This is a genomic window from Corallococcus sp. AB045, assembly GCF_003668895.1.
In the GTDB taxonomy this organism is placed as follows: domain Bacteria; phylum Myxococcota; class Myxococcia; order Myxococcales; family Myxococcaceae; genus Corallococcus; species Corallococcus coralloides.
The window spans coordinates 1-23,384 of record NZ_RAWN01000104.1 but is presented as its reverse complement, the minus strand read 5'-3'; the positions used below and the strand labels follow the sequence as shown (position 1 = coordinate 23,384).

Annotated in this window: 23 protein-coding genes; 10 read left to right on the top strand and 13 right to left on the bottom strand. The window is 69.7% G+C overall.

Annotated features, from left to right (window positions below):
- Window positions 1-43: 43 nt before the first annotated feature.
- The 7 genes from D7Y21_RS23580 to D7Y21_RS23550 form a co-directional block, all read right to left on the bottom strand.
- Window positions 44-622: an imm11 family protein gene (locus D7Y21_RS23580; protein WP_121715845.1), complete on the bottom strand. Its 579-nt coding sequence runs from the start codon at window positions 620-622 to the stop codon at window positions 44-46.
- A gap of 1 nt (window position 623) precedes the next feature.
- Window positions 624-1,928, bottom strand: a complete 1,305-nt coding sequence (locus D7Y21_RS23575) for an AHH domain-containing protein (protein ID WP_121715843.1) — start codon at window positions 1,926-1,928, stop codon at window positions 624-626.
- 88 nt (window positions 1,929-2,016) lie between these two features.
- A complete protein-coding gene (locus tag D7Y21_RS23570; protein ID WP_121715841.1) occupies window positions 2,017-3,492 on the bottom strand; it encodes a DUF2252 domain-containing protein in 1,476 nt (491 codons plus the stop codon).
- A gap of 123 nt (window positions 3,493-3,615) precedes the next feature.
- Window positions 3,616-4,491: an alpha/beta fold hydrolase gene (locus D7Y21_RS23565; protein WP_121715838.1), complete on the bottom strand. Its 876-nt coding sequence runs from the start codon at window positions 4,489-4,491 to the stop codon at window positions 3,616-3,618.
- An 85-nt stretch (window positions 4,492-4,576) separates the two neighbouring features.
- Window positions 4,577-5,941, bottom strand: a complete 1,365-nt coding sequence (locus D7Y21_RS23560; RefSeq protein ID WP_121715836.1) for a cytochrome P450 — start codon at window positions 5,939-5,941, stop codon at window positions 4,577-4,579.
- A gap of 155 nt (window positions 5,942-6,096) precedes the next feature.
- Window positions 6,097-6,627, bottom strand: a complete 531-nt coding sequence (locus D7Y21_RS23555; protein ID WP_121715834.1) for a hypothetical protein — start codon at window positions 6,625-6,627, stop codon at window positions 6,097-6,099.
- Window positions 6,628-6,661: 34 nt separating this feature from the next.
- Window positions 6,662-7,060: a hypothetical protein gene (locus tag D7Y21_RS23550; RefSeq protein WP_121715832.1), complete on the bottom strand. Its 399-nt coding sequence runs from the start codon at window positions 7,058-7,060 to the stop codon at window positions 6,662-6,664.
- A 110-nt stretch (window positions 7,061-7,170) separates the two neighbouring features.
- Between D7Y21_RS23550 and D7Y21_RS23545 the strand changes: the two genes are divergently transcribed.
- Window positions 7,171-9,084 carry a propionate--CoA ligase gene (locus D7Y21_RS23545; protein WP_121715830.1) on the top strand — a complete coding sequence of 638 codons (1,914 nt, stop codon included), beginning with the start codon at window positions 7,171-7,173 and terminating at the stop codon, window positions 9,082-9,084.
- 57 nt (window positions 9,085-9,141) lie between these two features.
- Here the strand turns inward: D7Y21_RS23545 and D7Y21_RS23540 are convergent, their stop codons facing one another.
- Together D7Y21_RS23540 and D7Y21_RS23535 are read right to left on the bottom strand one after the other, a co-directional pair.
- The gene (locus D7Y21_RS23540; RefSeq protein ID WP_121715827.1) at window positions 9,142-10,935 is read right to left on the bottom strand and encodes a M4 family metallopeptidase; all 1,794 of its coding nucleotides are present in this window, start codon (window positions 10,933-10,935) and stop codon (window positions 9,142-9,144) included.
- Window positions 10,936-11,052: 117 nt separating this feature from the next.
- Entirely contained in the window at window positions 11,053-11,694 is a 642-nt protein-coding gene (locus D7Y21_RS23535; protein WP_233612254.1) for a TetR/AcrR family transcriptional regulator, read from the bottom strand.
- Between the two features lie 128 nt (window positions 11,695-11,822).
- On the opposite strand from D7Y21_RS23535, the gene D7Y21_RS23530 reads away from it, so the two are divergent.
- The gene (locus tag D7Y21_RS23530) at window positions 11,823-12,479 is read left to right on the top strand and encodes a hemolysin III family protein (protein ID WP_370039098.1); all 657 of its coding nucleotides are present in this window, start codon (window positions 11,823-11,825) and stop codon (window positions 12,477-12,479) included.
- A 52-nt stretch (window positions 12,480-12,531) separates the two neighbouring features.
- Window positions 12,532-12,942, top strand: a complete 411-nt coding sequence (locus D7Y21_RS23525) for a hypothetical protein (RefSeq protein WP_120562212.1) — start codon at window positions 12,532-12,534, stop codon at window positions 12,940-12,942.
- A 15-nt stretch (window positions 12,943-12,957) separates the two neighbouring features.
- Here the strand turns inward: D7Y21_RS23525 and D7Y21_RS23520 are convergent, their stop codons facing one another.
- Entirely contained in the window at window positions 12,958-13,350 is a 393-nt protein-coding gene (locus tag D7Y21_RS23520) for a helix-turn-helix domain-containing protein (RefSeq protein ID WP_120562211.1), read from the bottom strand.
- Window positions 13,351-13,437: 87 nt separating this feature from the next.
- On the opposite strand from D7Y21_RS23520, the gene D7Y21_RS23515 reads away from it, so the two are divergent.
- The 3 genes from D7Y21_RS23515 (at window position 13,438) to D7Y21_RS23500 (ending at window position 16,607) form a co-directional block, all read left to right on the top strand.
- On the top strand, window positions 13,438-14,457 hold the full coding sequence (locus D7Y21_RS23515) for a zinc-binding alcohol dehydrogenase family protein (protein ID WP_121715825.1): 1,020 nt from the start codon (window positions 13,438-13,440) through the stop codon (window positions 14,455-14,457).
- Window positions 14,458-14,472: 15 nt separating this feature from the next.
- The gene (locus D7Y21_RS23510; RefSeq protein ID WP_147469357.1) at window positions 14,473-15,633 is read left to right on the top strand and encodes a sensor histidine kinase; all 1,161 of its coding nucleotides are present in this window, start codon (window positions 14,473-14,475) and stop codon (window positions 15,631-15,633) included.
- 191 nt (window positions 15,634-15,824) lie between these two features.
- The gene (locus tag D7Y21_RS23500; RefSeq protein WP_121715820.1) at window positions 15,825-16,607 is read left to right on the top strand and encodes a LytTR family DNA-binding domain-containing protein; all 783 of its coding nucleotides are present in this window, start codon (window positions 15,825-15,827) and stop codon (window positions 16,605-16,607) included.
- A 553-nt stretch (window positions 16,608-17,160) separates the two neighbouring features.
- Here the strand turns inward: D7Y21_RS23500 and D7Y21_RS41530 are convergent.
- Window positions 17,161-18,717, bottom strand: a complete 1,557-nt coding sequence (locus tag D7Y21_RS41530; protein ID WP_147469356.1) for a hypothetical protein — start codon at window positions 18,715-18,717, stop codon at window positions 17,161-17,163.
- A 226-nt stretch (window positions 18,718-18,943) separates the two neighbouring features.
- On the opposite strand from D7Y21_RS41530, the gene poxB reads away from it, so the two are divergent.
- The 4 genes from poxB to D7Y21_RS23475 all read left to right on the top strand — a co-directional run bounded on the left by poxB (window position 18,944) and on the right by D7Y21_RS23475 (window position 22,416).
- Window positions 18,944-20,680 carry a ubiquinone-dependent pyruvate dehydrogenase gene (gene poxB, locus D7Y21_RS23490; RefSeq protein ID WP_121715816.1) on the top strand — a complete coding sequence of 579 codons (1,737 nt, stop codon included), beginning with the start codon at window positions 18,944-18,946 and terminating at the stop codon, window positions 20,678-20,680.
- A 126-nt stretch (window positions 20,681-20,806) separates the two neighbouring features.
- Window positions 20,807-21,325, top strand: a complete 519-nt coding sequence (locus D7Y21_RS23485; RefSeq protein ID WP_121715814.1) for an RNA polymerase sigma factor — start codon at window positions 20,807-20,809, stop codon at window positions 21,323-21,325.
- 30 nt (window positions 21,326-21,355) lie between these two features.
- Window positions 21,356-21,871: a hypothetical protein gene (locus tag D7Y21_RS23480; RefSeq protein ID WP_121715812.1), complete on the top strand. Its 516-nt coding sequence runs from the start codon at window positions 21,356-21,358 to the stop codon at window positions 21,869-21,871.
- Window positions 21,872-21,954: 83 nt separating this feature from the next.
- Entirely contained in the window at window positions 21,955-22,416 is a 462-nt protein-coding gene (locus tag D7Y21_RS23475) for a DoxX family membrane protein (RefSeq protein ID WP_121715810.1), read from the top strand.
- Here the strand turns inward: D7Y21_RS23475 and D7Y21_RS23470 are convergent.
- Window positions 22,403-22,846 (bottom strand): NADAR family protein, encoded by a 444-nt coding sequence (locus tag D7Y21_RS23470; RefSeq protein WP_120562201.1) that lies wholly within the window; start codon window positions 22,844-22,846, stop codon window positions 22,403-22,405. The two genes, D7Y21_RS23475 and D7Y21_RS23470, sit on opposite strands and share 14 nt — an antisense overlap.
- Window positions 22,847-22,878: 32 nt before the next feature.
- A partial coding sequence (locus tag D7Y21_RS23465; RefSeq protein ID WP_147469355.1) for a zinc-binding dehydrogenase occupies window positions 22,879-23,384 on the bottom strand: 506 nt, incomplete at its 5' end.

The following is a 23,384-nucleotide window of genomic DNA, read 5'->3' as shown; positions in this document are numbered from 1 at the left end:
TGCGTCAGGGCCTCCATCCCCGCCATCTTCTCCGCGGCTAGCTTCAATGCGGCCCCGTCACGCGGTTGAAGAACACTCCCGTGTTGCCGACTCTCTCAATCCCCTCCTTGATCTCCTCGGAGACAATCAAGGCCAGCTCCCACCCCATGGGGCGGAAGACACGCGCATCTTCAATTTTTGAAGTGTCGATACGCAGGCCAGAGATTGAGCGGTATTCGCCTACCCGCTCGGGTACAGCCCCGTCCGGTGGATAGACCTGGACCTCGCGACAGTTGGCTTCGTCAATGCACTTGAAGCGCCGGGTCGCGTTGACGACGTAGTATCGCTCTGGCGTCCCCTCAATCTCTATCGGGAACAACTGCGCGTCGTCAGGTGCGAGTTCCCGGAAGACGCTCGCGACCTGCTCGTTCGCAATGGGCGTGCGGTCTGCATTGGCTACCGAAAAGGTGCGCTTCACATCAATGTGAAAGGGGACTGTCTTGAGCGGTCCCGGGTCAGTCACCGGTCTCCCCTCCACGAACATCCACGGAGCCTCCAGTGCTCCTCCTTCCGTGGGGACGGGTGTGTCAAGGCACCATTGAGCGACATCCCCAATCTCCACTGCGTAGAACTCTCGCGCCATCTCAGCCTCCACCCACCACGACCAGTCGCCTCAACTCCGTGCCAGTCGTAAGAAGATCCCCTGCAATCCTCGCCAGTTCCTCAATCAGGCGGACCCGGCACGTCTCCTCTGACTTGCATCGCCCCAACGCTTTCTCCAACCGGTCGAGAACAGCCTGATGGTATTCGCGTGGGTGCGGCCCCTGATGGGCTTTCAGACGTACCTGGTTCGCGACGTCCTCCAGCTTCATCCCAGCCCGGGCAAATAGCCTTGCACATTGCGGCGTCCAAGGCCCTCCGGACACAGCGGAGACCAGGTTCTTGTTCGTGCAGATGTGATGAACCGGCCCTTCGGCGTCACCTGGAATCTGGCCGTTCGAGTACATCGCGAGAGCAGCCGCTGCCCCAGGAGCCAACGCGATGTTGAGCGCTTCAGCGGCGGGCAGCGCGATGGACGCCACGCCACCGTTCAGCGCTGCCCCAAGTGAGAATCCCGCCTCGGCTTGTCCTCGGAGCGCGGCCTGGGGGAAGCCCGGGAGCTTGGGGCCCTGGGCCGCCATCGCGTTCTTCCCGCCAAGCGCCGCCGTGACGAGCAGCACCAGGACGCGCGTGCCGTTGGTCCCCAACACCCGCCCGAATCGGTGACCGATGTCCTGCAATTCGATGACGCTCGTTGCCGTTCCTGCATCGTCCCAAAGCCGCACGAAGCCCTGGCCCATCTCCCAGACCGGCAGGATGCCCAGGTAGGCCACCATGGCGGCTGTCAGCACCACGGCGATGGCCTTGGTGACAGGCTCGGGAAGCGTCATGGTGAGAAGCACGCTCAGCGCGGCTGCCGTTACCATGGCCTTGAGTGCCGCCGGGTTCAGCATCTTGCCAACCTCGGCCTCGACGCTCTCCCACACGCTATCGAGCGCGAAGGACAAGGCCATGAGCGTCCGGTCCTTGCGCGAGAACGTCAGCCCCGTCCCGCCCACCAGGGTCAAGCAGTCATCCGCGTCGGGGCAGAGGCGCGCGTACAAGGATTCAGGCGAACTCCGCGAGCCGGAGTCCGCGAGCCCCTCCGAGGAGGCGAGCAGCGTCCTGGACCGCACCCACCCTCGCGCGTCCGCTGCTTCCGTCTCCCGGAACGCAACGTCCATGCGCATGTCCAGGATGAGCTGCGTGAGGGCGGACGTGAATGCGTCCTCGCTCACCTGGACCGGGGCAACCTCCACCGGCTCGTGGGCAACCCACGGTCCGCTCCCGGTATCGATATGGACAACGCTGCGGGTCGCACACCCCGTCGCGAGCAGCAGCAACAGCGTGACGGCTCCGGCCAGCCTCATTGCGTCCCCCGAAGATCAGGAAGCGCTGCATCCTGACCTTGGGGCGCGACAGCTTCAACGGACAGCAGACGGAATCGCGCTGCCCCGCTCAGTGCGTCAGCGCCTCCAGGGCCTTCGCCTGCGCGTCGATGAAGTGCCCGTAGTCCGAGTCCACCTGATCTGAATAGTCGCAGGCGAACTCGGTGACGGCCTCATCGAAGTGTTCCTTGGTGCCCAGGTATCCGGCAATGAGCGCGGCGTCGCCGGTGCGTGCATGGGCGCGGGCCAGGGTGGCCCCACAGGCGTCCGCGTAGTCCTGGAACACCGGCGCGTCCATCTTCTCCGCGTCCAGCGCACCCTTCATGTCGCGCAGCTGGCGTACGTAGAAGGCGCCCATGCCCTGGACCTCCGTCCAGCCGAGGAACAAGTCGGAGAAGGCCTGCATGCGCCGCTGGCCCACCACCACGCGCTCGCCCGCGCTGTGGAACTCGCTGGGGCCCAGGTAGGGCTCCAGCACGGAGGCCTTCGCTTCCTTGAGCTGCAACACCAGCGGATCCTCCCCGCCGTTGCCTTCACACAGCACGACGTAGGCCTGGAGCCCCACGCTGCCCACGCCCACGACCTTGAAGCCCCACTCCTTGCGCCGGTAGCGCAGGCACAAGTCGCGCACCGCGCCGTCCAGCGACTCGAGGTAGCCCACAGTGAGCCGCTTGATGCGCCGCTCCAACTCCGCGGGCGTCACGTCCATCTTCACCGCGCTGAGCGGGAAGAGCAGGGGCGGCTGGTAGGCCAGGTGCCGCTGGCCGTTGCGCTCCACGGTGAGCTTCTCCACCGCGTGCGCGCTGGTGTGGCGCTTCGCCTTTTCCACCGCTTGCGCGGCGAGCTTCGCGGTGTCGTCGGACTCGGAGTTCTTCAGCTCCTTCGCGTCCACGTGGAGCGACCAGACCTCCAGGAGGCTCCGGGTCGTCAGTTCGCGCATCGTGAGCCGGTAGGACTCCACGGCCTTGCGCGCGGCCTTCTTTCCGCAGCGCCCGCCCAGGCCGTTCTGCTTCGCGGCCACGACGAAGCTCGCGGCCAGACGCTTCACGTCCCATTCGAAGGGGCCGGGCAGCGTCTCGTCGAAGTCGTTGAGGTCGAAGATGAGGTTGCGCTCGGGCGTGCCGAAGAGGCCGAAGTTTGCCAGGTGCGCGTCGCCGCAGATTTGACTGCGCAGGCCGCTGTGCGGCGTGTGGGCCAGGTCGCGCGCCATGACGAAGGGCGTGCCGCGCAGGAAGGCGAACGGGGACTCGGACATGCGCTCATGGCGCACGGGCACCAGCCACGGCAGCCGCGTAGCGTCGGACTCCTTGAGCTGCGCGAGCGGGTCGCGTCCTCGGAAGGGCTTCCATGTCGCGTGACTGCTCCGGGGACAGCGCTTGCGCAGGGCTCGGCCCGCGTCCATGCGCTCCTCCACGGAGCGGAAGTCCACGGCCTGCAGCCGCGAGGGCTTCAGCTTCCGGGGCGTGCGCCGCGTGCGCTGCTGTTTCTGGTTGGATACGAGGGGAACCTTCGCGGCTCCCAGCTCCGATGTGCCGTCCGCATCCATGGGGTGTGTGACTCCTCACCGCCAAAAGTGGGGCCGGCACCTCGGAACCGGAAGCGTCCGGGGCCGGAAAATCGTCCGCCCCCGGGAACGACAACGCATGGAGTGTTCACCCGTGGGCGCGCTTCAGGCCGCGGCGGCCAGCAGGTCCCGGAGGATGTCCCGTGCGCGCGTCCACAGCAGCGAGCCGCCCTCGTCCGGCAGGAAGTGGCGGACCGCGCGGGGAAAGCGCGTGGCGAGCAGCGCGCCTCCATCCGGCGAGTGCACCGGACTGGTGTCGCGTCCGCCGTACCAGAGCCGCACGGGCACGGTGATGGCTTCGGGCGGGACGGGCCACCGGCCCATGGCCAGGGTGAGGTCGCGCGCGTAGCCGCTGGCGCCTTGCGCGAAGCCCTCGCGCAGCGCCTGGCGATACGCGGACGCGAAGGCGGGCTCGCGGTAGCGGGCGCGGTCCTCCGGTCCGCTCATGCCGTCGACGAGCGCCCACATTCCGTCCGCGTCCGCGCGCGCCGCGAAGCCGGCCTCGAAGCCCGCGCGGTCCGACTCGATGGCGGCGACCATGCCCGCGACCTCCGGAGGGAGCAGGGCCCGGGTCGCCGGGTAGGCGAGCTCGTCCTGGCCCGCAACGAGCGCCATCGCGGACACCCGCCCTGCTCCCGCGAGGGCCACCGCGAACGGAGCGCCCTGGGAGAAGCCCACCACGGCGGGCCGCGACAGGCCCAAAGCCTCCATCACCGCCGCGACGTCCGCCGTCCAGCGGGAGAAGTCCTTGAGCGGGTCCGGCTGGGAGAGGCCCAGCCCCGCCCGGTCCACGCAGAGCAGCCGCACTCCCAGCTCGCGCACCGCCTCCGCGCCAAAGCCCAGCGAGCTGCTCGTCGCCGCGCCGGAGCAGAAGAGGACCGGCACGCCGTCGGGCGCACCCCACTCCGTCCACCCCACCCGTCGTCCGTGCTCACGCTCAATGTGGTGACTGCGCTCCGGTGCCGTCAGTGCAAGCGTCATGGGCACAAGCCTGGGAAACGTCGGGCATGGCGTCCAGCGGATTCCCGCGACGCGAGAGCACCGGCCGCTGGGAACGCCAGCGAAGTCACTCCCGAAGAAACACCTTCGTCGGCGTGAGCGGGATGCCGTTCTTCGGGCGCAGGGTGATGGCGGGGAGGACCTCCGGCGCGGGCCCTGGCTCGGCTTCGAAATGGAAGCGCTGGAGCACCGTGGCCAGCACCAGGCGGATGACCATCAGTGCGGAGCCCGCACCAATGCAGAGCCTGGGCCCTCCTCCAAAGGGACAGTAGGCAAAGCGCGGGATGCGCCGCTCCAGTCCGTCCGCCCAGCGCTCGGGACGGAAGGCCTCCGGCTCCGGGAAGTGGCTCGCGTCCCGATGCAGCGCCCACTGGGACCACGCGACCACCGTCCCGGCGGGCACGAGGACACCGTCCATCCGGTCGTCCTGCTCCGCCACCCGGCTCATGCCCCACGCGGGCGGATACAGACGCAGCGACTCCTTCACCACCTGCTCGCAGTACGGCAGTGCCGGCAGGTCCGCCACCGTGGGCTCGCGGCCTCCCAGCACCGTGGCCAACTCTTGCCGCAGCGCTGCTTGCGCCTCGGGATGGCGCGCCAGCAACCACAGACTGAGCGCCAGCGCGGCGGCGGTCGTCTCATGCCCGGCGATCATCAACGTCAGACATTCGTCACGCAGCTGCGCGTCCGTCAGGTGTTCTCCGTCCTCGGCCTGCGCCTCCAGCATCAGGCCCAGCAGGTCCTCTCCAGGGCAGCCCTGCCTCCTTCGGCGCTCCACTACGTCGTCCACGACGGCGTGCAGGGCGCGCAGGCCCGCCCTGAACCGCCACTGCCCCGGCGTGGGCACCCAGGCGGGCAACGAGATGGGCGTGTCGAAGAGGTGCTGGGCGTGCAGCATCACCGCCTCCATGGCCCGCCCCAGCTCCCGCGCCTGCGCGGAGAGGTTCGCGCCGAAGAGCGTCTCCGCCTCCACGTCCAACGTCAGCGCCATCATCTCCGGGTACGCGTCGAAGGGCGCTCCCTCCCGCCGTGACGCCATCCAGGTGTTCGCGGCCTTCACCGCCACACTCCCGTGCGCGGCCAGCAGGTTCTTGTGGAAGGCCGGCTGCATCATCCGCCGCCGCCGCATCCAGAAGTCGCCGTGACTGGTGAACAGGCCGTGGCCCACCACCACCTCCAGGGCGCGCTTCTGGAAGGCGTCCTTCGGGTAGTTGCGGAAGTTCTTCACCAACACGTGCTCGATGGCCTCCGACGTGTTGAGCAGGTAGATGTCCGTCCCCACGAAGCGGGTCCGCACCACCGCACCCCGGTCCGCGTAGCGCAGGAAGAAGCCCAGCGGATCCTTCCGGTACTCCAGCCCCTGTCCCACCCACGGCAGCCCCGCGGGAAGCCGGGGCGGAAGGACCGCGGAGTCGGAAGGGGCGGCGTGCATGCGGTGGCTCCTGGACGGGCACAAAAGACCTTCCCGAGAGCGCGAGTGTATCCGAGCCGTTCCAGTGGAGGCCCAACGGTGACGGCGCACGCTACAAACCCAGCTGGCCCTGGCGGGTTGCCAGGGGACGGGGGCGTGTGGCTCACCAGAGCGCGCTACCGCTCGTCGCCCGGCACGGGCCGGAGCTGTCCGCTGTTGATGGCCAGGGACAGGCTGCGCTCCATGGCCTCGCGCTCGTCGCGGGTTCCCGCGCGGAGGGCCTGGTGGAAGCGCTGTTGATCCGCTTCCGTCCAGCGGCCTCGCGTGATGGCGTCCGCCAGGACCTGTTGGCTCTGACGGGACGCCTCCACCTGTTCGGGCGTGGGGGCGGGGCGTGCCTCCTCCCCGGGCTCCGTGGGCTCCGGGGGCGCAGGGGCCTCCAGGGGCTGCCGGGTCGCGAGCACGGCGAGCTGTTCGCGGATGAGCCGCAGCTCCTCGCGGGAGTCCTGCGTCTGCATCACCACGGACGCGGGCGCGGGGCGGGGCTGCACGAGGGGAAGAAGCCGGGCGAGCTGTGCATCCAGCTTCGCGTCCAGCATCCGCTCCACCCGCGACTCCAGGGTGGCGAAGGTCAGCGCCACGCCCCCGGTGATGCCGAGCGCGATGCCCGGGACCTGTGACAAGAATGTCTGGAGGAAGGTCTTCATCGAAGGCTCCGGGGGCGTGACGCAAGCAGCGGGACTACGGCGCCTTCGGCTCCAGGTGCGAACCCTTGAGCACGTCGATGGTCTGACAGACGCCGGCCGCGTCCCAGGAGAAATAGATGTAGGCCGAGTCGTTGGCGGACTGGACGCTGCGCACGAGCGCCGGCGAGGACGAGTAGCAGGACACGTTGCCGCTCGCCGTGTTGTTGGCGAAGCACCGCACCGACTCACCGGAGGTCGTGTCCGCGAAGGTGCGGCAATAGATGTTCTGGACGGTGTCCGCGCTGTTGCGCGCCGTGCCCATCGCGCCGTACGCCGTGCGGGCGGTCGTGTTGATGGTCACGAAGAACTGCGTCTTCGACCCGGCATAGGCCACGGGGACGGCCAACAGGGCCAGCGCGACGGACGTTCCCAACGCCTGCGTGAAACGCTTCATGGTGTGGACTCCTTCAGTCAACGGCTGAAGGGGTTACGCCGGGGCCCGCGATTATTCCCGCGCGGCTTTCCGGTATCGTCCGGACACATCCCCTTCGCAGGAGCGTCCGCATGGGCAGCTATCTGGACTTCTACCGCCGCTCCATCGAAGCGCCGGAGGCGTTCTGGGCGGAGCAGGCCCGGCTCATCGATTGGGAGCGGCCCTTCGACGCGGTGCTGGACGCCTCCCGGCCGCCCTTCGCGCGCTGGTTCGTCGGCGGGCGCACCAACCTGTGCCACAACGCCGTGGACCGGCACCTGGCCACCCGCGCGGACCAGCTGGCGCTCGTCTTCGAGTCCACCGAGACGGACCAGCGCCGCCAGTACACCTACGCGCAGCTCCACGCGGAGGTGAACCGGACGGCGGCCATGCTGCGCTCGCAGGGCGTGAAGCGCGGGGACCGCGTCATCGTCTACATGCCCATGGTGCCGGAGGCCGTCTTCGTGCTGCTCGCCTGCGCGCGGCTGGGCGCCATCCACTCGGTGGTGTTCGGCGGCTTCGCGGCGCACAGCCTGGCCATGCGCATCGACGACGCGAAGCCCGTCCTGCTGGTGACGGCGGACGCGGGCATGCGCGCGGGCCGCGTCGTGCCCTACAAGCCGCTGGTGGATGAGGCCCTCACGCTCGCGAAGCACCCGCCCGCGCGTGTGCTGGTGCTGGACCGGGGGCTCGTTCCCAACAGCCCCGTCACGCCGGGGCGCGACATGGACTTCGCCACGCTGGGCCGCGAGCACGAGGGCGCGCAGGTGCCGGTGGAGTGGATGGAGTCCTCCGAGCCCAGCTACATCCTCTACACGTCCGGCACCACCGGGAAGCCCAAGGGCGTGCAGCGAGACACGGGCGGCTACGCGGTGGCGCTGGCCGCGTCCATGCGCCACATCTACACGGGCCAGCCCGGAGAGGTGATGTTCACCGCCTCCGACATCGGCTGGGTGGTGGGGCACTCGTACATCGTCTATGGCCCGCTGCTGAACGGCATGACGACGGTGCTCTACGAAGGCCTGCCCATCCGTCCGGACGCCGCCGTCTGGTGGAGGCTCATCGAGCAGTACCGGGTGAGCGTGATGTTCACGTCGCCCACGGCCATCCGCATCCTGAAGAAGCAGGACGCGGCGTTCTTGAAGCGCCACGACACGTCCAGCCTGCGCTACCTGTTCCTCGCGGGAGAGCCGCTGGATGCGCCCACGCACGCATGGATTTCGGACGCGCTGCCGTCCACGCAGGTGCTGGACAACTATTGGCAGACGGAGACGGGCTGGCCCATCCTCGGGCCCGTTCCCGGGGTGGAGCCGCGCAAGCGCAAGCTGGGCTCACCGGGCGCGGCCATCTACGGCTACCGCGTGAAGCTGGTGGACGGGCTGAGCGGTGAAGAGGTGACGGCGGCGGACCAGAAGGGCGTGCTGGTGATTCAACCGCCGCTGCCGCCGGGCTGCCTGTCCACGGTGTGGGGCGACGACGCGCGCTTCGTCTCCACGTACTTCGCGAGCTTCGACACGCCCCTCTACAACACCTTCGACTGGGCCACGCGCGACGCGGATGGGGACTACTTCATCCTGGGCCGCACGGACGACGTCATCAACGTGGCGGGCCACCGCCTGGGCACGCGTGAGATTGAAGAGGCCATCAGCGGCCACCCGGCCATCGCCGAGGTGGCGGTGGTGGGCGTGAAGGACGAGCTCAAGGGCCAGGTGGTGATGGCCTTCGCCGTGCCCAGGGACCCCGCGCGCCTGCAACGCGAGGAGGACCGGGACGCCCTCTCGCGCGAGGTGATGGACACGGTGGGCCGGACGCTGGGCGCCGTGGCCCGCCCCGCGGCGGTGTACGTGGTGGCGAACCTGCCCAAGACGCGCTCAGGCAAGCTGCTCCGCCGCAGCATCCAGGCCGTGGCGGAGGACCGCGAGCCGGGAGACCTCACCACCATCGAGGACCCGGGCGCGCTGGAAGGCATCCAGGCGGCGCTCAAGGCGCGGCCCCCGAAGGCTTGAATCGGAAGAAAAGCCCGGCGCGGCCCCCAGGGCCGTGGAGGCCGCGCCGGCATACAACTACTGCCCGGAGCTCACCGTGAAGGTGGCGCCGGAGTAGGCGCTGTAGCCGCGGATGAGCACGTAGTACGTGCCCGACTGTGCGCCGTTGATGGTGCAGGTCTCGTCGCTGCTGGCGCCCGCGGAGCGGCAGTCGTAGCTGGTGGTCGTGGGCGCGCTGCCGAACTTCACGTAGAGGTCCGCATCACCCGTGCCGCCCGCGAGCTGGAAGCGCATGGCGGTGGCGCCGGACGGCTTCACGTAGCTCAAGTTCGTGTTGCTGTTGCGGGCGCCGGACACGTTGGTGAGCGTGGTGACGGTCGTCCAGACCGGCGGCGCGGCCACACCCACGGCGCTCCAGGCCTCGTTGACGGACGTGACGGCGCTGGCGCCGTACAGGTCCGCGGCCGCCTGCGCGGTGGCGCCGCGCGCGTCGGCGAAGGTGCTGCCCGGCGTCAGGTAGACGGTGTTCGCGCGGTAGAAGATGGCCGCGCCCTTCATGATGCTGGCGTAGGCGTTGGCGTCGAGCGCGGGCACCACGTTGCTCGTCTTGCCGCGAGGGTGCGTGCCGCCGCTGACCATCAGGTGGAACGCCAGGTTCGCGATGCCGGAGTTCCAGTGCACGCCGCCGCTGTCCGACGTGCCGGTGTAGCGCGTGGGGTAGTAGTCGTAGTCCCCCGCGATGGCCGGGTCGTTCATGTAGCGCAAGGCGTCGCCCGCGGTGGCCGGCGTCCAGCACTCCTCGCCAATCTTCCAGGTGTTGGCGCTGACGGCGCCGTCCCGGTACGCCTCGATGGCGGCGCCGAAGACGTCGGACATGGCCTCGTTCAGCGCGCCGGACTCGTTGGCGTAGATGAGCTCCGAGGACGTGTCCGTGACGGCGTGGGTCAGCTCGTGGCCCACGACGTCCAGCACCGTGAGCGCGCTGGACTGCGAGCCGTCACCGTCGCCGTAGACCATCTGCGTCCCGTTCCAGAACGCGTTCACGTAGTTCTTGCTGTAGTGGACGCTGGAGGTGAGCGCGGTGCCCAGCCCGTCGTAGCTGTCCCGGCCGAACACGTTGGCGTAGAAGTCGTACGTGAAGCCCGCGTTGTCGTGGGCCTGGTCCAGCACCGCGTCGCCAGAGACGCCCTGGCCCTCGCTGCGCACCAGCGTGCCGGGCAGCGTGGTGCGGTTCTTCGCCGTGTAGGTCTTCCGGTTGCGGCTCGTCTGCAGGTTGTCGAAACCCCAGACGGAGTCTCCGGTGCGCGCGTCGATGAAGACGTTGGGCATGGAGGGCAGGCCGTCCACGTCCACCGTCTCCAACTGCACGCGCCACGTCAGGCGGGTGTCCTTGCTGTCGGCGAGGATCTGCAGGTCCGCGCGGGGCGCGCCCGTGAGCACACTGCCCGCGGCCTCCAGCCCGGACACGGCGCGCTGGATGGCCTCCTGGGCCCGCAGCCGGGGCGTGGTGTCCACCTTGAGGTCGCGCACCAGCTTGTCCGTCACACCCGCGACCGCGCCGTTCGCGTCCAGGTGGACGATGGCCGCCGCGCCAAAGACAGGCACGCCCTGGAACGTCTGCGTGAGGCGCTCATGCGCCTGTCCGCGCCCGTCCACGTGGAAGCGCCGCGAGGTCAGCTCGCCCGCTCCCTTGAGGAAGCCGGGGCGCTGCGCCTGGAGCTGGCGGAGGCCGTCGCCGCGCACGGGCTTCGCGGCCAGCGCGCTGCCCTGCTGCGCCTCCGTCTGGGAGGTGTCTTCCGCGGTGTCGGTGGGACCACAGGCGCTTCCCAGCAGCAGGAAGGACGCGAGCGAGGCGTAGTGACGGATGCGCATGGGGGACTCCGGTTCGCGCGAGGGGCGCTTTCCAGGGGGTGTGCTTTCACCCGGAAAATAAAATTCCTGGGCAATTCAGGAGACCCGGGATCCCACGAAGTGGCCACTGCGGGAGCTTCAGCCCTTGCGCAGCTTCACATCGCGCTTCGCGCCGGGTGCCGCCGGGTCCTTGGGCAGGTGCCTCAAGCCCATCCACCCGAGCGCCGCGACATGGCGGGCCACGTTCTCCGTGGAGAAGGCCTTGCCCTCCGCCGCCCACCAGTGGCCCACCTGCGTCACCATGCCCACCAGCGCGTTGGCATAGATGGGTGCCACCTTGGGCGGGTAGCCGGCGTGCTCGAACTCGCTGCGGAAGACGTCGCTCACGCGCTGGGCCAGGTCGTCGATGACGCGCGTCAGCCCGCGCCGCGCCGCCGCCGTGGGCGAGTCTCGCGTCAGCACCGCGAAGCCCGCCGGCTCCTCCTTCACGTAGGCCATGAACGCCAGCACCGCGTCCTCGAAGCGCTGCCGGGGCGTGCCCTGGGCGATGCTCGCGGACACGCGCGCCACCAGGTTCTCCAGCTCCCGGTCCACGATGGCCGCGTACAGCCCCTCCTTCGCGCCGAAGTGCTCGTAGACGATGGGCTTGGACACGCCCGCTTGCTGGGCGACCTCTTCAATCGAGGTCGCCTCGTAGCCCTTCGAGGCGAAGACCGACCGGCCGATCTCCATCAACTGGACCCGGCGTTCCGCACCCGTGAGCCGCTGTTTCTTCTTCAAGTTGACCTCTAACCTACCCGTCGGTAACTTACCGGACCGAAACCTACCATCCCGTAGGGAAAGCGTGGAGTCGCCACCGTCATGAAATGCTTCGTTTCGAAGGGTGTCGAGTCCGCCATGGGGCGCGCGTGAGCGCGGCGGTGCCGGGCATGGAGAAGCCGAAGCTGCGGGGCGTGTTGCACCAGTGGGCGGCGGCGTTCGCGGTGGGGGCGGGGGTGGTGCTGGTGGCGATGGCGCCCACGCAGCGCACGGCGGTGGCGTCCGCGCTGTACGCGCTGAGTCTGGTGGGGCTGTTCACCATCAGCGCGACGTACCACCGGGTGAACTGGTCACCGAAGGCCCGCGCGTGGATGCGCCGGGCGGACCACGCGGCCATCTTCCTGCTCATCGCGGGGACGTACACGCCGGTCATCCTGCTGGGGCTGCCTCCGGAAGTGGGCAACCCGCTGATGGCGTGGCTCTACGCGGGGGCGCTGCTGGGCATCCTGCAGTCGCTGTTCTGGGTGGGCGCGCCCAAGTGGGTGACGGCGGCGCTGGCCATCGGCGTGGGGTGGACGATGATGCCGTACTTCGGCGACGTCTTCCGCGCGGTGGGGCCTTCCGCCATCGCGCTCATCATCGCCGGGGGGCTGGCGTACACGCTGGGCGCGCTCGCGTATGCCTTCAAGCGGCCCAACCCCCTGCCCGGCGTCTTCGGCTACCACGAGGTGTTCCACGCCATGACGCTGGTGGGCGCGGGGCTGCACTTCGTGCTGGTGCTGCGCCTGGTGCGCGCGGCGGGATAGGACGTTTGTCCTTCCCCGGGGGATTGCGCTAGAGCGTCGTCCCGGAGGGGATATGTCCATTCACCTGCGTGGAATGCTATGGGGCGCGGTCCTGGTGCTGGGGCAGGGCTGCGTGACGTCGAACTCGCTGCGGGATCCGGAGCTGCGCCGGCGCGCGGCGAACATCACCATCGTCAAGGCGGAGGAATTGCCCAAGCGGAGGTTCACGTTCCTGGGCGAGGTCGAGGCGGCCACCTGCACCAGTGGCATCCACCGGACCAACTACTCGCCCGCGGCCCTGCAGGAGATACTGAAGGGCGAGGCCGCGCGGCTCCAGGCCGACGCCGTGACCAACGTGGCGTGCGGCGAGGGCGGCGTGCGCTTCGAGTGCTGGACGTCGTACGAGTGCCGGGGAGACGCCATCCGTTGGGAGGAAGCCCCCGCTCCAAGCGGTGAGAAGTTCACGCTCCTCGTACGGGAGTGATGGCGGCGGGAGGCTTCAGCGCCCCGCGACGGCGAGCCGGCGCTTCGAGGCCGCGGGCTCCGGGGCCTGCTTCGGAGCCTTTCGGCCCAGGTAGGTCTCTCCCCAGGACTTGAGCGCGGCAATCACGCCTCGCAGCGTCTGGCCCTGCGGCGTGAGGCTGTATTCGACGCGCGGAGGCACCTCCGCGTACACCTGCCGGTGCACGAGCCCGCTCTCCTCCAGCTCGCGCAGGTGCTGCGTGAGCATCCGCTGGGTGACGTCCGGGATGCGCTTGCGCAGCTCGCCGAAGCGCAGCGTGCCTTCGAGCAGGTGGTAGAGGATGAGCCCCTTCCACTTGCCGCCAATCACATCCAGCGTCGCGGACACCGGACAACCGGCGGAGCAGTCATAGGTCTTGTGCCGGGCCATGGTTCCCTTTTCGTGCGTATGGGCGGAAATCCTGCGTACTTGTCCGTTCCAACCTTCAGGACGATGTTGCACGCAAAGGAGCCCCCAATGCGAGCCGTCGCCCTCACGAAGTACCTCCCCAGTGACCATCCCGAAGCCTTCGTCGACGTGGAGCTGCCGGACCCCACGCCCGGTCCTGGAGACCTGCTGGTGCGCGTGCGCGCCGTGTCCGTGAACCCCGTGGACGTGAAGGTCCGCGCGCCCAAGGACAAGGTGGAGCCCTCGCCGCGCGTGCTCGGCTGGGATGCGGCCGGCGTGGTGGAGGCGGTGGGGAAGGACGTGAAGCACTTCCGCCCCGGCGATGAAGTGTTCTACGCGGGCTCCATCGCGAAGCCGGGAACGAATTCCGAGCTGCATGTGGTGGACGCGCGCATCGTCGGCCGCAAGCCGAGGGGGCTGACCTTCGCCCAGGCGGCCGCGATGCCGCTCACTTCCATCACCGCGTGGGAGCTGCTGTTCGAGCGCCTGGGCGTGCCAAGGCACAAGACGGGCACCCGGAAGGATGAGTTGCTCGTGGTGGGCGGCGCGGGGGGCGTGGGCTCCATGGCCATCCAGATCGCCAGCAAGCTGACGGACCTCACGGTCATCGCCACGGCGTCGCGGCCGGAGACGGTGGAGTGGTGCAAGTCCCTGGGCGCGCACCACGTGGTGGACCACCGCCAGCCCCTGGCCGAGCAGGTGAAGGCGCTGGTGCCGGGCGGCGTGCGCTACGTGATGGCGCTCACCGCGACGGAGCAGCACTTCGCGCAGTTGGTGGAGCTGATGGCGCCCTTCGGGCACCTGGGCATCATCGACGATCCGCAGACGCCGCTCGACGTGAACGCGATGAAGCGCAAGAGCCTGGCGCTCCACTGGGAGCTGATGTTCACGCGCGCGCTCTACGACGCGGATCCGCTCTCCCAGCAGCGGCTGCTCGACACGGTGGCGGACCTGGTGGAGGGCGGCACGCTGCGGACCACCATGACGCAGGACTTCGGGCCGCTCACCGCCGCGAACCTCCGGCGCGCGCACGCGGCGGTGGAGACGGGCCGCACGCTGGGCAAGATCGTGCTCAGCGGCTTCCCCTGAGGCCTCGCGGAGGCGGTGAAGTCCGCGGCGCCCGCCGGTAGACTCGTGGGCCTCGTGGGCATCGTGGAAGACACCTCCGGAAGCGCGTGGCGTGCCTGGGCGAAGCGGGCCGCCGCGTGGTCCGTGCCCGCGCTCTTCTCCGCGCTGGAGACGTACACGTTCAGCCGGGACATGGCCGGCGCGCCCGCGCTGTGGCGGGTGTTCGCGGCGCAGATGCCCGCCTGGTACGTGTGGCTGCCCCTCACGCCGTGGCTCACCCGGCTCGCCGCGCGTGAGCCCCTGAGCCCTCCGAGGCCGCGCCCTGTTCTTGTGCACCTGGCGGCGTGTCTGGGCATGGGCGCCCTGTTCGCCGCCGTGTATGCGCTGACGACGGCGCAGTTCATGCCCGGGCGGGATGCCACCTGGGCCGCGCGCTGGCTGCGTGCATGGTGGGGCTGGTTGCCGATGATGGGCATGGCCTACGCGACGGTGCTGGCGGTGGCCTCCGCCACCCGGGCCTCCCAGCGGGCGAGGGGCAGCGAGCGTCAGGCCGCGGCGCTCGCGGTGCAGCTGGCTGAGTCCCGGCTGCTCGCGCTCCAGACGCAATTGCAGCCGCACTTTCTCTTCAACACGCTCAACGCCATCGTGGTGCTGGTGCGCGAAAAGGAGACGGAGGAGGCCGCGCGCATGCTGGTGCTGCTGAGCGACCTGCTCCGGCAGTTGCTCCAGCAGGGAGCCACCCAGGAGGTGTCCCTGCGCGACGAGGTGGCCGTGCTGTCGCGCTACCTGGAGCTCCAGCAGCTGCGCTTCGCGGACCGGCTGCGAGTGGAGTGGGTGGTGGAGCCGGAAGCGCTGGAGGCCCGAGTGCCTCACCTGGTGCTCCAGCCGCTCGCGGAGAACGCGCTCCGCCACGGCATCGGCGTGCGCTCTGCCTCAGGAGTGCTGCGCATCGGTGCGCGGCGGTGCGGAGACGCGCTGGAGCTGACCGTGCGAGACGACGGTCCGGGGCTGCCCCGGGACTTCAACCTGGAAGCGGCAAGGGGCATCGGTCTGTCGAACACGCGTGCGCGCCTGGCGCAGCTCTACGGCGAAGCGGGACGGCTGGGAGTCGCCAACGCGGAAGGGCAGGGCACCGTGGCCACGGTCCTGCTGCCCTGGCGCTCCAAGCCGGACGCCGCTGGAGTGGCGCATGGCTGAGCCGGAAATGGCGCAGGCGTGCAATGCGCCGATGTCTTGGCACGGCCCGGAGCAGAGCCTGGCGCGAAGGCTGTGCGTCGTCGGGTGGCGTATGGCTGGGCCGTGGATGTTGCGGATGGACGAGGCGCCGTTGCCCTGGATGGGGCCAGAGCAGCGCTTGACGCGCGGGCAAGAAACCACCGGGGTGGTGCATGGCTGAGCTGCGCGTGCTGCTGGTGGACGACGAGCCGCTGGCCCGGAAGGGATTGCGGCAGGCCCTGGCACGCCATCCGGACGCGGTGGTGTGCGGCGAGTGCCGCGACGGCCGCGAAGCGGTGGGTGCCATCCGTGCTCAGCGTCCCCAGTTGGTGTTGCTGGACGTGCAGATGCCGGAGTTGGACGGCTTCGGCGTGCTGCGCGAGCTGGGCGTGGAGCAGATGCCCGCCGTCATCTTCATCACCGCGTTCGACACCTTCGCGGTGAGGGCCTTCGAAGTGCACGCGGTGGACTATCTGGTGAAGCCCTTCGACGACGCACGCTTCGACGCGGCGCTGGCCCGGGCCCGGCAGCGGCTGCGCGCCGGCGAGGCCGCGGAGTTGGGGCGTCGGCTCGCGGACCTGTTGGCGGACGCGGGCCCGGCACCCAGGCCCGCCGAGCCTCCCGCGGACCGGCTGCTGGTGCGCGTGGGGCTGCGCTCCGTGCTCGTTCCCGTCGCGGACATCGAGTGGGTGGAGGCGGACGACTACTGCGTCACGCTGCACGCGGACGGCAAGGCCCACGTGCTGCGCGAGAGCCTGGCGGCGCTGGAGGCGCGGTTGGACCCGGAGCGCTTCGTGCGCATCCACCGCTCCGCCATCGTCAACGTGGCGTGCATTCAAGAAGTACACCGTCCTTCGCCCACGGAGCAGGTGGTGGTGCTGCGAAGCGGCACGCGCCTGCGCGTGAGCCGCAGCCGCCGCGAGCACCTGGAACGGCGGCTGGGCCGGGCCCGCTAGGCCCCGAAACAACCCATGCTGCCCGCCGCCCGCCCGGCGCGGTCATCCAAAACCTGTCGGACAGTCGGACAGGTTCCAGCCGTCCGGGTCGAGCAGTCCCCTGCCGGGCGCGGTCTTCCAAAACCTGTCCGACAGTCGGACAGGTTCATGCCCTGCGTCCCAACCTGTCCGACAGTCCGACAGGCTTCCCGCGGTCGGCCCAAGCTGTCCGACAGTCCGACAGGCTTCCCGCGGTCGGCCCAAGCTGTCCGACAGTCCGACAGGCTTCCTGCGGTCGGCCCAAGCTGTCCGACAGTCCGACAGGTTTCCCGCGGTCGGCCCAAGTTGTCGGACAGTCGGACAGGTTCATGCCCTGCGTCCCAAGCTGTCCGACAGTCCGACAGGTTTCCCGCGGTCGGCCAAAACCTGTCCGACAGTCCGACAGGCTTCTTTTGACCGGGGACGGTGGCCCTCGGCCATGGCGGGGGGCCGCTGGTGGCGAACCTGTCCGACAGTCGGACAGGTTTCTGAGCTGCGCCGCCGACGGGGCGGCCCTGGATGGGTTCTCACCTTCTCATCCGTGGCGACAGGTTTCTTGTTTGAGGGCCTGGCTGGGCCTCAGGGCTTGCGGGACTTGTCCACGGCGGTGGTGAGCGCGCTCCAATCCGTGGGCTTCAGGTGCATGCCGAACACCTGGGACACAGGGAGCTTCTCGCGCGCGGCCACCTCCACGGTTTCGTCCACCTGCTGCACGTTGAAGAACGTGCCGTCCGGCTGGGGCTGCACCAGGTCGGACGTGTAGAGCAGCCGGTGTTCCGGCAGCCACGCGAACAGCATCCGCTCCCCTGTCTCCGTGCGCACCGGGACGAGCTCCAGACGGTTCTTCCCGGTGCCCAGCACGCGCCGTCCGTCCACGACCTGGAGCTTCGCGGCGCGCGGCTTCCTGGCGAGCGCATCCGGCACGAGCGTGCGCGGCGACGCCACCAGTCGCTCCACCAGCGCGGTTGAGGTCCAGCACGTGCACCGGGATGCCCCGGGCCACGTACTCGCGCAACCCGCCGATGTGCGGCCAGGCGTCGCTGGTGGACACCACGGCCTTCACCTTCAAGCCCGGGAAGCGCTTCGCTGCCTCGTCCAGCACTCGCGCCGAATAGCCGGACGCGAGCGGGCCCTCTACCACCACGACGCCGTCGTCCTGCGCCACCAGGGCCACGTTCCATGCGCCCGGTAGCTGCACCACCCCGGGAGCCACCTCCACGGGCGGCGCGTCCGGACGGACCACGGGGGCTTCGTCCAGCTTCCTCGCGCGGCGGGCCTCGAAGCCCTGCTTCACGTCGTCCGGCACGGCGAAGTCCGCGTCCGCGAGCGGTGGATCCACCGTCACCGCTGTCACCGTGACGGAGTGGTGTGGCTGGCCATTGCGCGCCCACTCCCAATGACGCGGGTAGCGCAGGCCGCCCGGCTCCAGCGTCCACGCCTGGAAGGACAGCACCGTGCGCACGTCCCCCCAGACGCTCCAGAAAGGGTCCTCCGGATGCGCATCCACTGTCTCCACGGCGGTGGGCAGGCCCGTGCGGGCGTTGAGGAACAGGCGCACGCTCGCGCGGTCCAGGTGGAAGGCGACGACGTGGTGGGGCACCTCCTGCAGCACCGTGTCCGCCTGGGCTCGCAGGTCCCTGGCGTCCAGGGCCGCGAGCAGCACGTGCTCGGGCGCGAAGGCCAGCCGCTCCTGCATGTCCTGGAGCTGCGCGGCGCCCAGCGGCCTCCACTTCCCCTGGAAGTCCGCCGCCGCCACACCGTCGGCGAGCAGCATCGTCACGCCCTTCCACTCATCCATCACCATCCCGCGGCTCTCGGACCTCTGGCGCAGGCGGCCCCGGTGCAGGTCGCGCACCTCTTCGAACTGCTCGTACATCACGAGGAATGGCGGCGTGGGGCGCTCGGACTGCTCCAGCAGGTTCCAGTGGCCCACGCCTCGAAGGCGCAGGCCCGTGAGCGCGCGGAGCCTGGCCTCGCCGCCCATGGCCTCGGCGGCGGCGCGGACGTGGGCGCGGCCGGGGTCCTCGGCGGCGGAGGCGGGCAGGGTGAGCAGCAGCGCCGCGACAGCGGACAACAGCAGGGGGCTTCGCATGGCCCCACGATGCCGTGGCTGGCACCTGCCTCCAGGGGCCATGCCGCCAGTGACCCGAATGGCGCGGCGAACGGTGCGCGGGACGCGGCGAATGGCGACGTCCCGCTGTCCCTCCCGCACCGGGCAGCCAGCCTTGTGTGGAGCCCTTGCCTGCACGGCCGGTCGCGGGCCTGCGGGACGGTGCACATCTTCGCCCGGGGTGAACCGGCCCAGGCGAGGGTGGACCATGAAGAAGACGGTGGCGGACCAGTTCGTGGAGGTCCTCGCGCTCGCGGGGGTGAAGCGCATCTATGGCGTGGTGGGCGACAGCCTGAATGCCCTCGCGGAGTCGCTGCGCCGGCGGGGCGACATCGAATGGGTGCCCATGCGCAACGAGGAGGCCGCCGCCTTCGCCGCGGGCGCGGAGGCGCACCTCACCGGGCAGCTCGCCGTGTGCGCGGGGAGCTGCGGCCCCGGCAACCTGCACCTCATCAACGGCCTGTATGACTGCCACCGCAGCCGGGCGCCGGTGCTGGCCATCGCCGCGCAGATTCCCTCCGTGGAGCTGGGCACCGGCTACTTCCAGGAGACCCATCCGGAGTCACTCTTCAAGGAGTGCAGCCACTACTGCGAGCTGGTCTCCGGGCCCAACCAGATGCAGCGCACCGCGGAGATCGCCGTCCGCAGCGCGGTGGGCAAGGGCGGCGTGGCCGTGGTGGTGCTCCCCGGCGACATCGCCATGCTGAAGGCGGAGGACGCGCGCGCCCCCACGCCGGAGTCACTGCGCGCATCGCCGTCCCAGCTGATGCCCTCTTCCGCGCAGGTGGAGCAGATGGCCGCGCTGCTCAACCGCGGCGGACGCGTGACGCTGCTGTGCGGCGCGGGCTGCGAGGGCGCGGGCGCGCAGGTGGTGGAGCTGGCGAAGCGCCTTCAGGCGCCCGTCGTCTCCGCGCTCCGGGGCAAGGAGTTCGTGGAGAAGGACAACCCGCACTTCGTGGGGCTCACGGGGCTCATCGGCTACGCGTCCGGGTACTGGGCGATGATCGACTGCGACGTGCTGCTGATGCTGGGCACGGACTTCCCCTACCGGCAGTTCTACCCGGACAGCGCCGATACGCGGATCATCCAGGTGGACGTGCGCGCGGAGAACATCGGCAAGCGCACGCGGGTGGACCTGGGCGTGGTGGGCAGCGTGTCCGCCACCGTCCAGGCGCTCCTGCCCCGCATCGAAGCGAAGCGCGATACGAAGCACCTGGAGCGCGCGCTCGCGCACTACCGCAAGACGCGCGAGGAGCTGGACGCGCTGGGGCAGGGCACGGTGGGCAAGAAGCCCATCTACCCGCCGCAGGTGGCCCGCGCGTTCGACCTCCAGGCGGCGGACGACGCCATCTTCACCTGCGACGTGGGCCTGCCCACGGTCTGGGCCGCGCGCTACGCGACCATGCGGGGCGGCCGGCGGCTGGTGGGCTCCTTCAACCACGGCTCCATGGCGAGCGCCCTCGCGCAGGCCATTGGCGCGCAGAAGGCCTTCCCGGACCGGCAGGTCATCGCCTTCTCCGGTGACGGCGGCTTCACGATGCTGATGGGGGACTTCATCGGCCTGGTGCAGCTGGGGCTGCCCATCAAGGTCGTGGTGTTCAACAACAGCTCCCTGGGCTTCGTGGCCATGGAGCAGCAGGTGGGCGGCATGCTCGACGTGGGCACCGCGCTCCAGAACCCGAACTTCGCCGCGCTGGCGGAGGCCGTGGGCATCAAGGGCCTGCGCGTGGAGGACCCGGCGCAGGTGGATGAAGCCGTCCAGCTGGCGCTCGCGACGCCTGGGCCCGTGCTGGTGGACGCCGTGGTCAGCAAGGCGGAGCTGGTGATGCCACCGCGCATCACCGCGTCCATGGCCGCGGGCTTCACCCTGTTCGGCATCAAGGCCCTGCTCAACGGCCGCACCAACGAGGTGCTGGAGCTGGCGCGCACCAACCTCTGGCGCTGAAACTCCTGGCATTTCCAGCGGTTGGGCGGGGCCGGAGAAAAATCAGCAGGGCCGCGAATCCATTCGGCCCGTGGCCGCCTCTTATCTTGCGAATGGGGATTTTCCCCGTCGCACGAGGCAGGTTCCATGGGCGTGACTTCGACTCCCGACGCGTTGTTGCTCGCGGCCCACGCCGGTGACCGAGTCGCGATGGTGCACCTGCTCCAACTCCAGCAGCCGAACCTCCGGCGCTACGCGCAGAAGCGCTGCCTCATCAGCGACGTGGACGACGCGGTCCAGGAGGCCATGCTGGTGATGTCCCGCCACCTGACCGCCGTGCGCAAGCTGGCGTCGTTCTCCGGGTGGATGTTCAAGATTGTCCAGCGCGAGTGCCGCCGCCTGGCCCGCACGGTGCTGAAGAACGACCCCTACGAGGAGGCGCTCGTGGACCAGTGGATGTCCGCGCACACGCCGGACTCGCTGCGGCTGGACATGGCGTCCGCGCTGGAGTCGCTGCCGCCGCAGTACCTGGAGGTCGTCGTGCTGCGCGACTTCGAAGCGCTCTCCATCCGCGAGATGGCCGAGCGCCTGTCGCTGGAGCCGGCGGCGGTGAAGAGCCGCCTGCACCGCGCCCGCGTGATGATCCGCGAATACCTGCTGGCCTGAAGCTCAATCCCTCTCATCTGGAGTCCTGTCATGGCGAACCCCCTGTCCACCCTGGGCATCATCCACACGCTCGTGAGCGTGCCTCCCATCGTCTTCGGCGTCTGGGCCTTCGTGCGCGACGGGCGCATCGACCCGGGGACGCGTGTCGGCAAGGCGTACGTCGCCAGCATGGTGACGTCGGTGGTGACGTCGTTCGGCCTGTCCAGCACGGGCGGCTTCAACCCGGGCCACGCGCTGGGGCTCGTGGCGCTGCTGCTCATGGCGGTGGGCGCGGCGGCGCCGGGCCTGGGCGTGTTCGGCCGCGCCACGGAATACGTGCGGACCCTCACGTACTCGGCCAGCTTCATGGTGCTGCTGGTGCCGGGCATCAACGAGACGCTGACCCGGCTGCCCGCGGACAAGCCCCTGGCCGACAGCCCGCAGTCCCCGGTGGTACAGGCCGCCCTGGCGACGCTGCTGGGCCTGTTCCTCTGCGGCGCCACGTACCAGGTGCTGCGGCTGCGCGCTCGGACGTACGGCCATGTAGGCGGACTGCCGAACCGCTGAAAAGCACGGGGCGTGTCGATTCGTGGGGCCCTGATTCGACGTGGAGTAGAAGGCCCGCGATTTCCACCTGAACGGAGCACGTCATGGACGCCACCCTTTCCTCCTCCACCCCCGGGGTGGACGCCTCTCCGAAGAAGAAGTCGTTCGCCCGCTTCCTGCCGACGGCGGCCCGCGTGTTCATGGGGCTGGTGTTCTTCGTCTTCGGCCTGAACGGGTTCCTGGAGTTCATTCCCGCGCCCAAGGACCTGAACCCGGCGGATCCGGCGGTGGCCTTTGGCGTCGCGATGAAGGCGACGGGCTTCCTGTTCGCGCTGGTGAAGGGCACGGAGACGGTGGTGGGCCTGCTGCTGCTGGCCAACCGCTTCGTCCCGCTGGCGCTGGCGCTCATCGCCCCGGTCATCGTGAACATCTTCCTGACGCACGCCTTCCTCGCGCCGTCGGGCCTGGGCATGGCGGTGGTGCTCCTGGCGGCGGAGCTCTTCCTGGCCTGGTCCTACCGGGCGGCGTACCGCCCGATGCTCGCCATGCGCGCTAAGCCTTCCTAGCGGACTCGCGCAGCTCCATGAGGAGGCGGCCCAGCATGTTGCTGCCGCTGCCGTCTCCTCCGTCGCCCCAGTAGTCGTCGTTCTCCGTGTGCTCCACCAGCTTCGCGTCGCCGGTGGCCTGGAGCAGGCGGGCGAGGTCCTCATGCTGGGAGAACTTCGCCTGGAGCGCCTCCCGCATCACCGCCACCTTCACGGATTCCCAGTCGCGGCGGAGCTTGCGCTTGCGGTCCCGGCCCATGCGCGCCGCCAGCATCGGGGAGTTGGCCTTGCGGAGCTCCTCCTGGTCCGAGGCGTTCTCGAACTTCTGCGCCTGGAAGAAGTGCTCGGTGGTCGGCCAGGTCTTGCCCCGGAGCTTGATGGGGTAGGGCGCGAAGTTCGAGCACCACCCGTAGTCGTCGGTCACGCTGTAGAAGTGGATCACTTCGGCCATGCCTGGAGCTTCGCGCACCGCCCGTGCTCGCGCTACTTCAGGCTCTTGAGGTCGATGACGAAGCGGTACTTCACGTCGCCCTTCTCCAGCCGCGTGAACGCTTCGTTGATGCCCTGGATGGGAATCAATTCGATGTCGGAGACGATGCCGTGCTCGCCGCAGAAGTCGAGCATGGCCTGCGTCTCCGGCAGGCCTCCGGTGCCGGAGCCGGAGAAGCTCGCGCGCCGGGAGAGGAGCGAGACGGGGGCCACCTCCAGCGGCCGGGCCGGGAAGCCCACCAGCACCAGGTGCCCGTCGCGCCGCAGCAGCTCCAGGTAGGCGTTGACGTCGTGGACCGCGGAGACGGTGTCGAGGATGAAGTCGAGGCTGTTCGCCTTCGCCGCCATCTCCTCCGGCCTCGACGACACGACCACCTCGTGGGCGCCCAGCCGCAGCGCGTCCTGCTTCTTGCGGTCCGTGTGGCTGAAGACGGTGACGTGCGCGCCCATCGCCAGCGCGAACTTCACGCCCAGGTGCCCCAGCCCGCCCAGCCCCACCA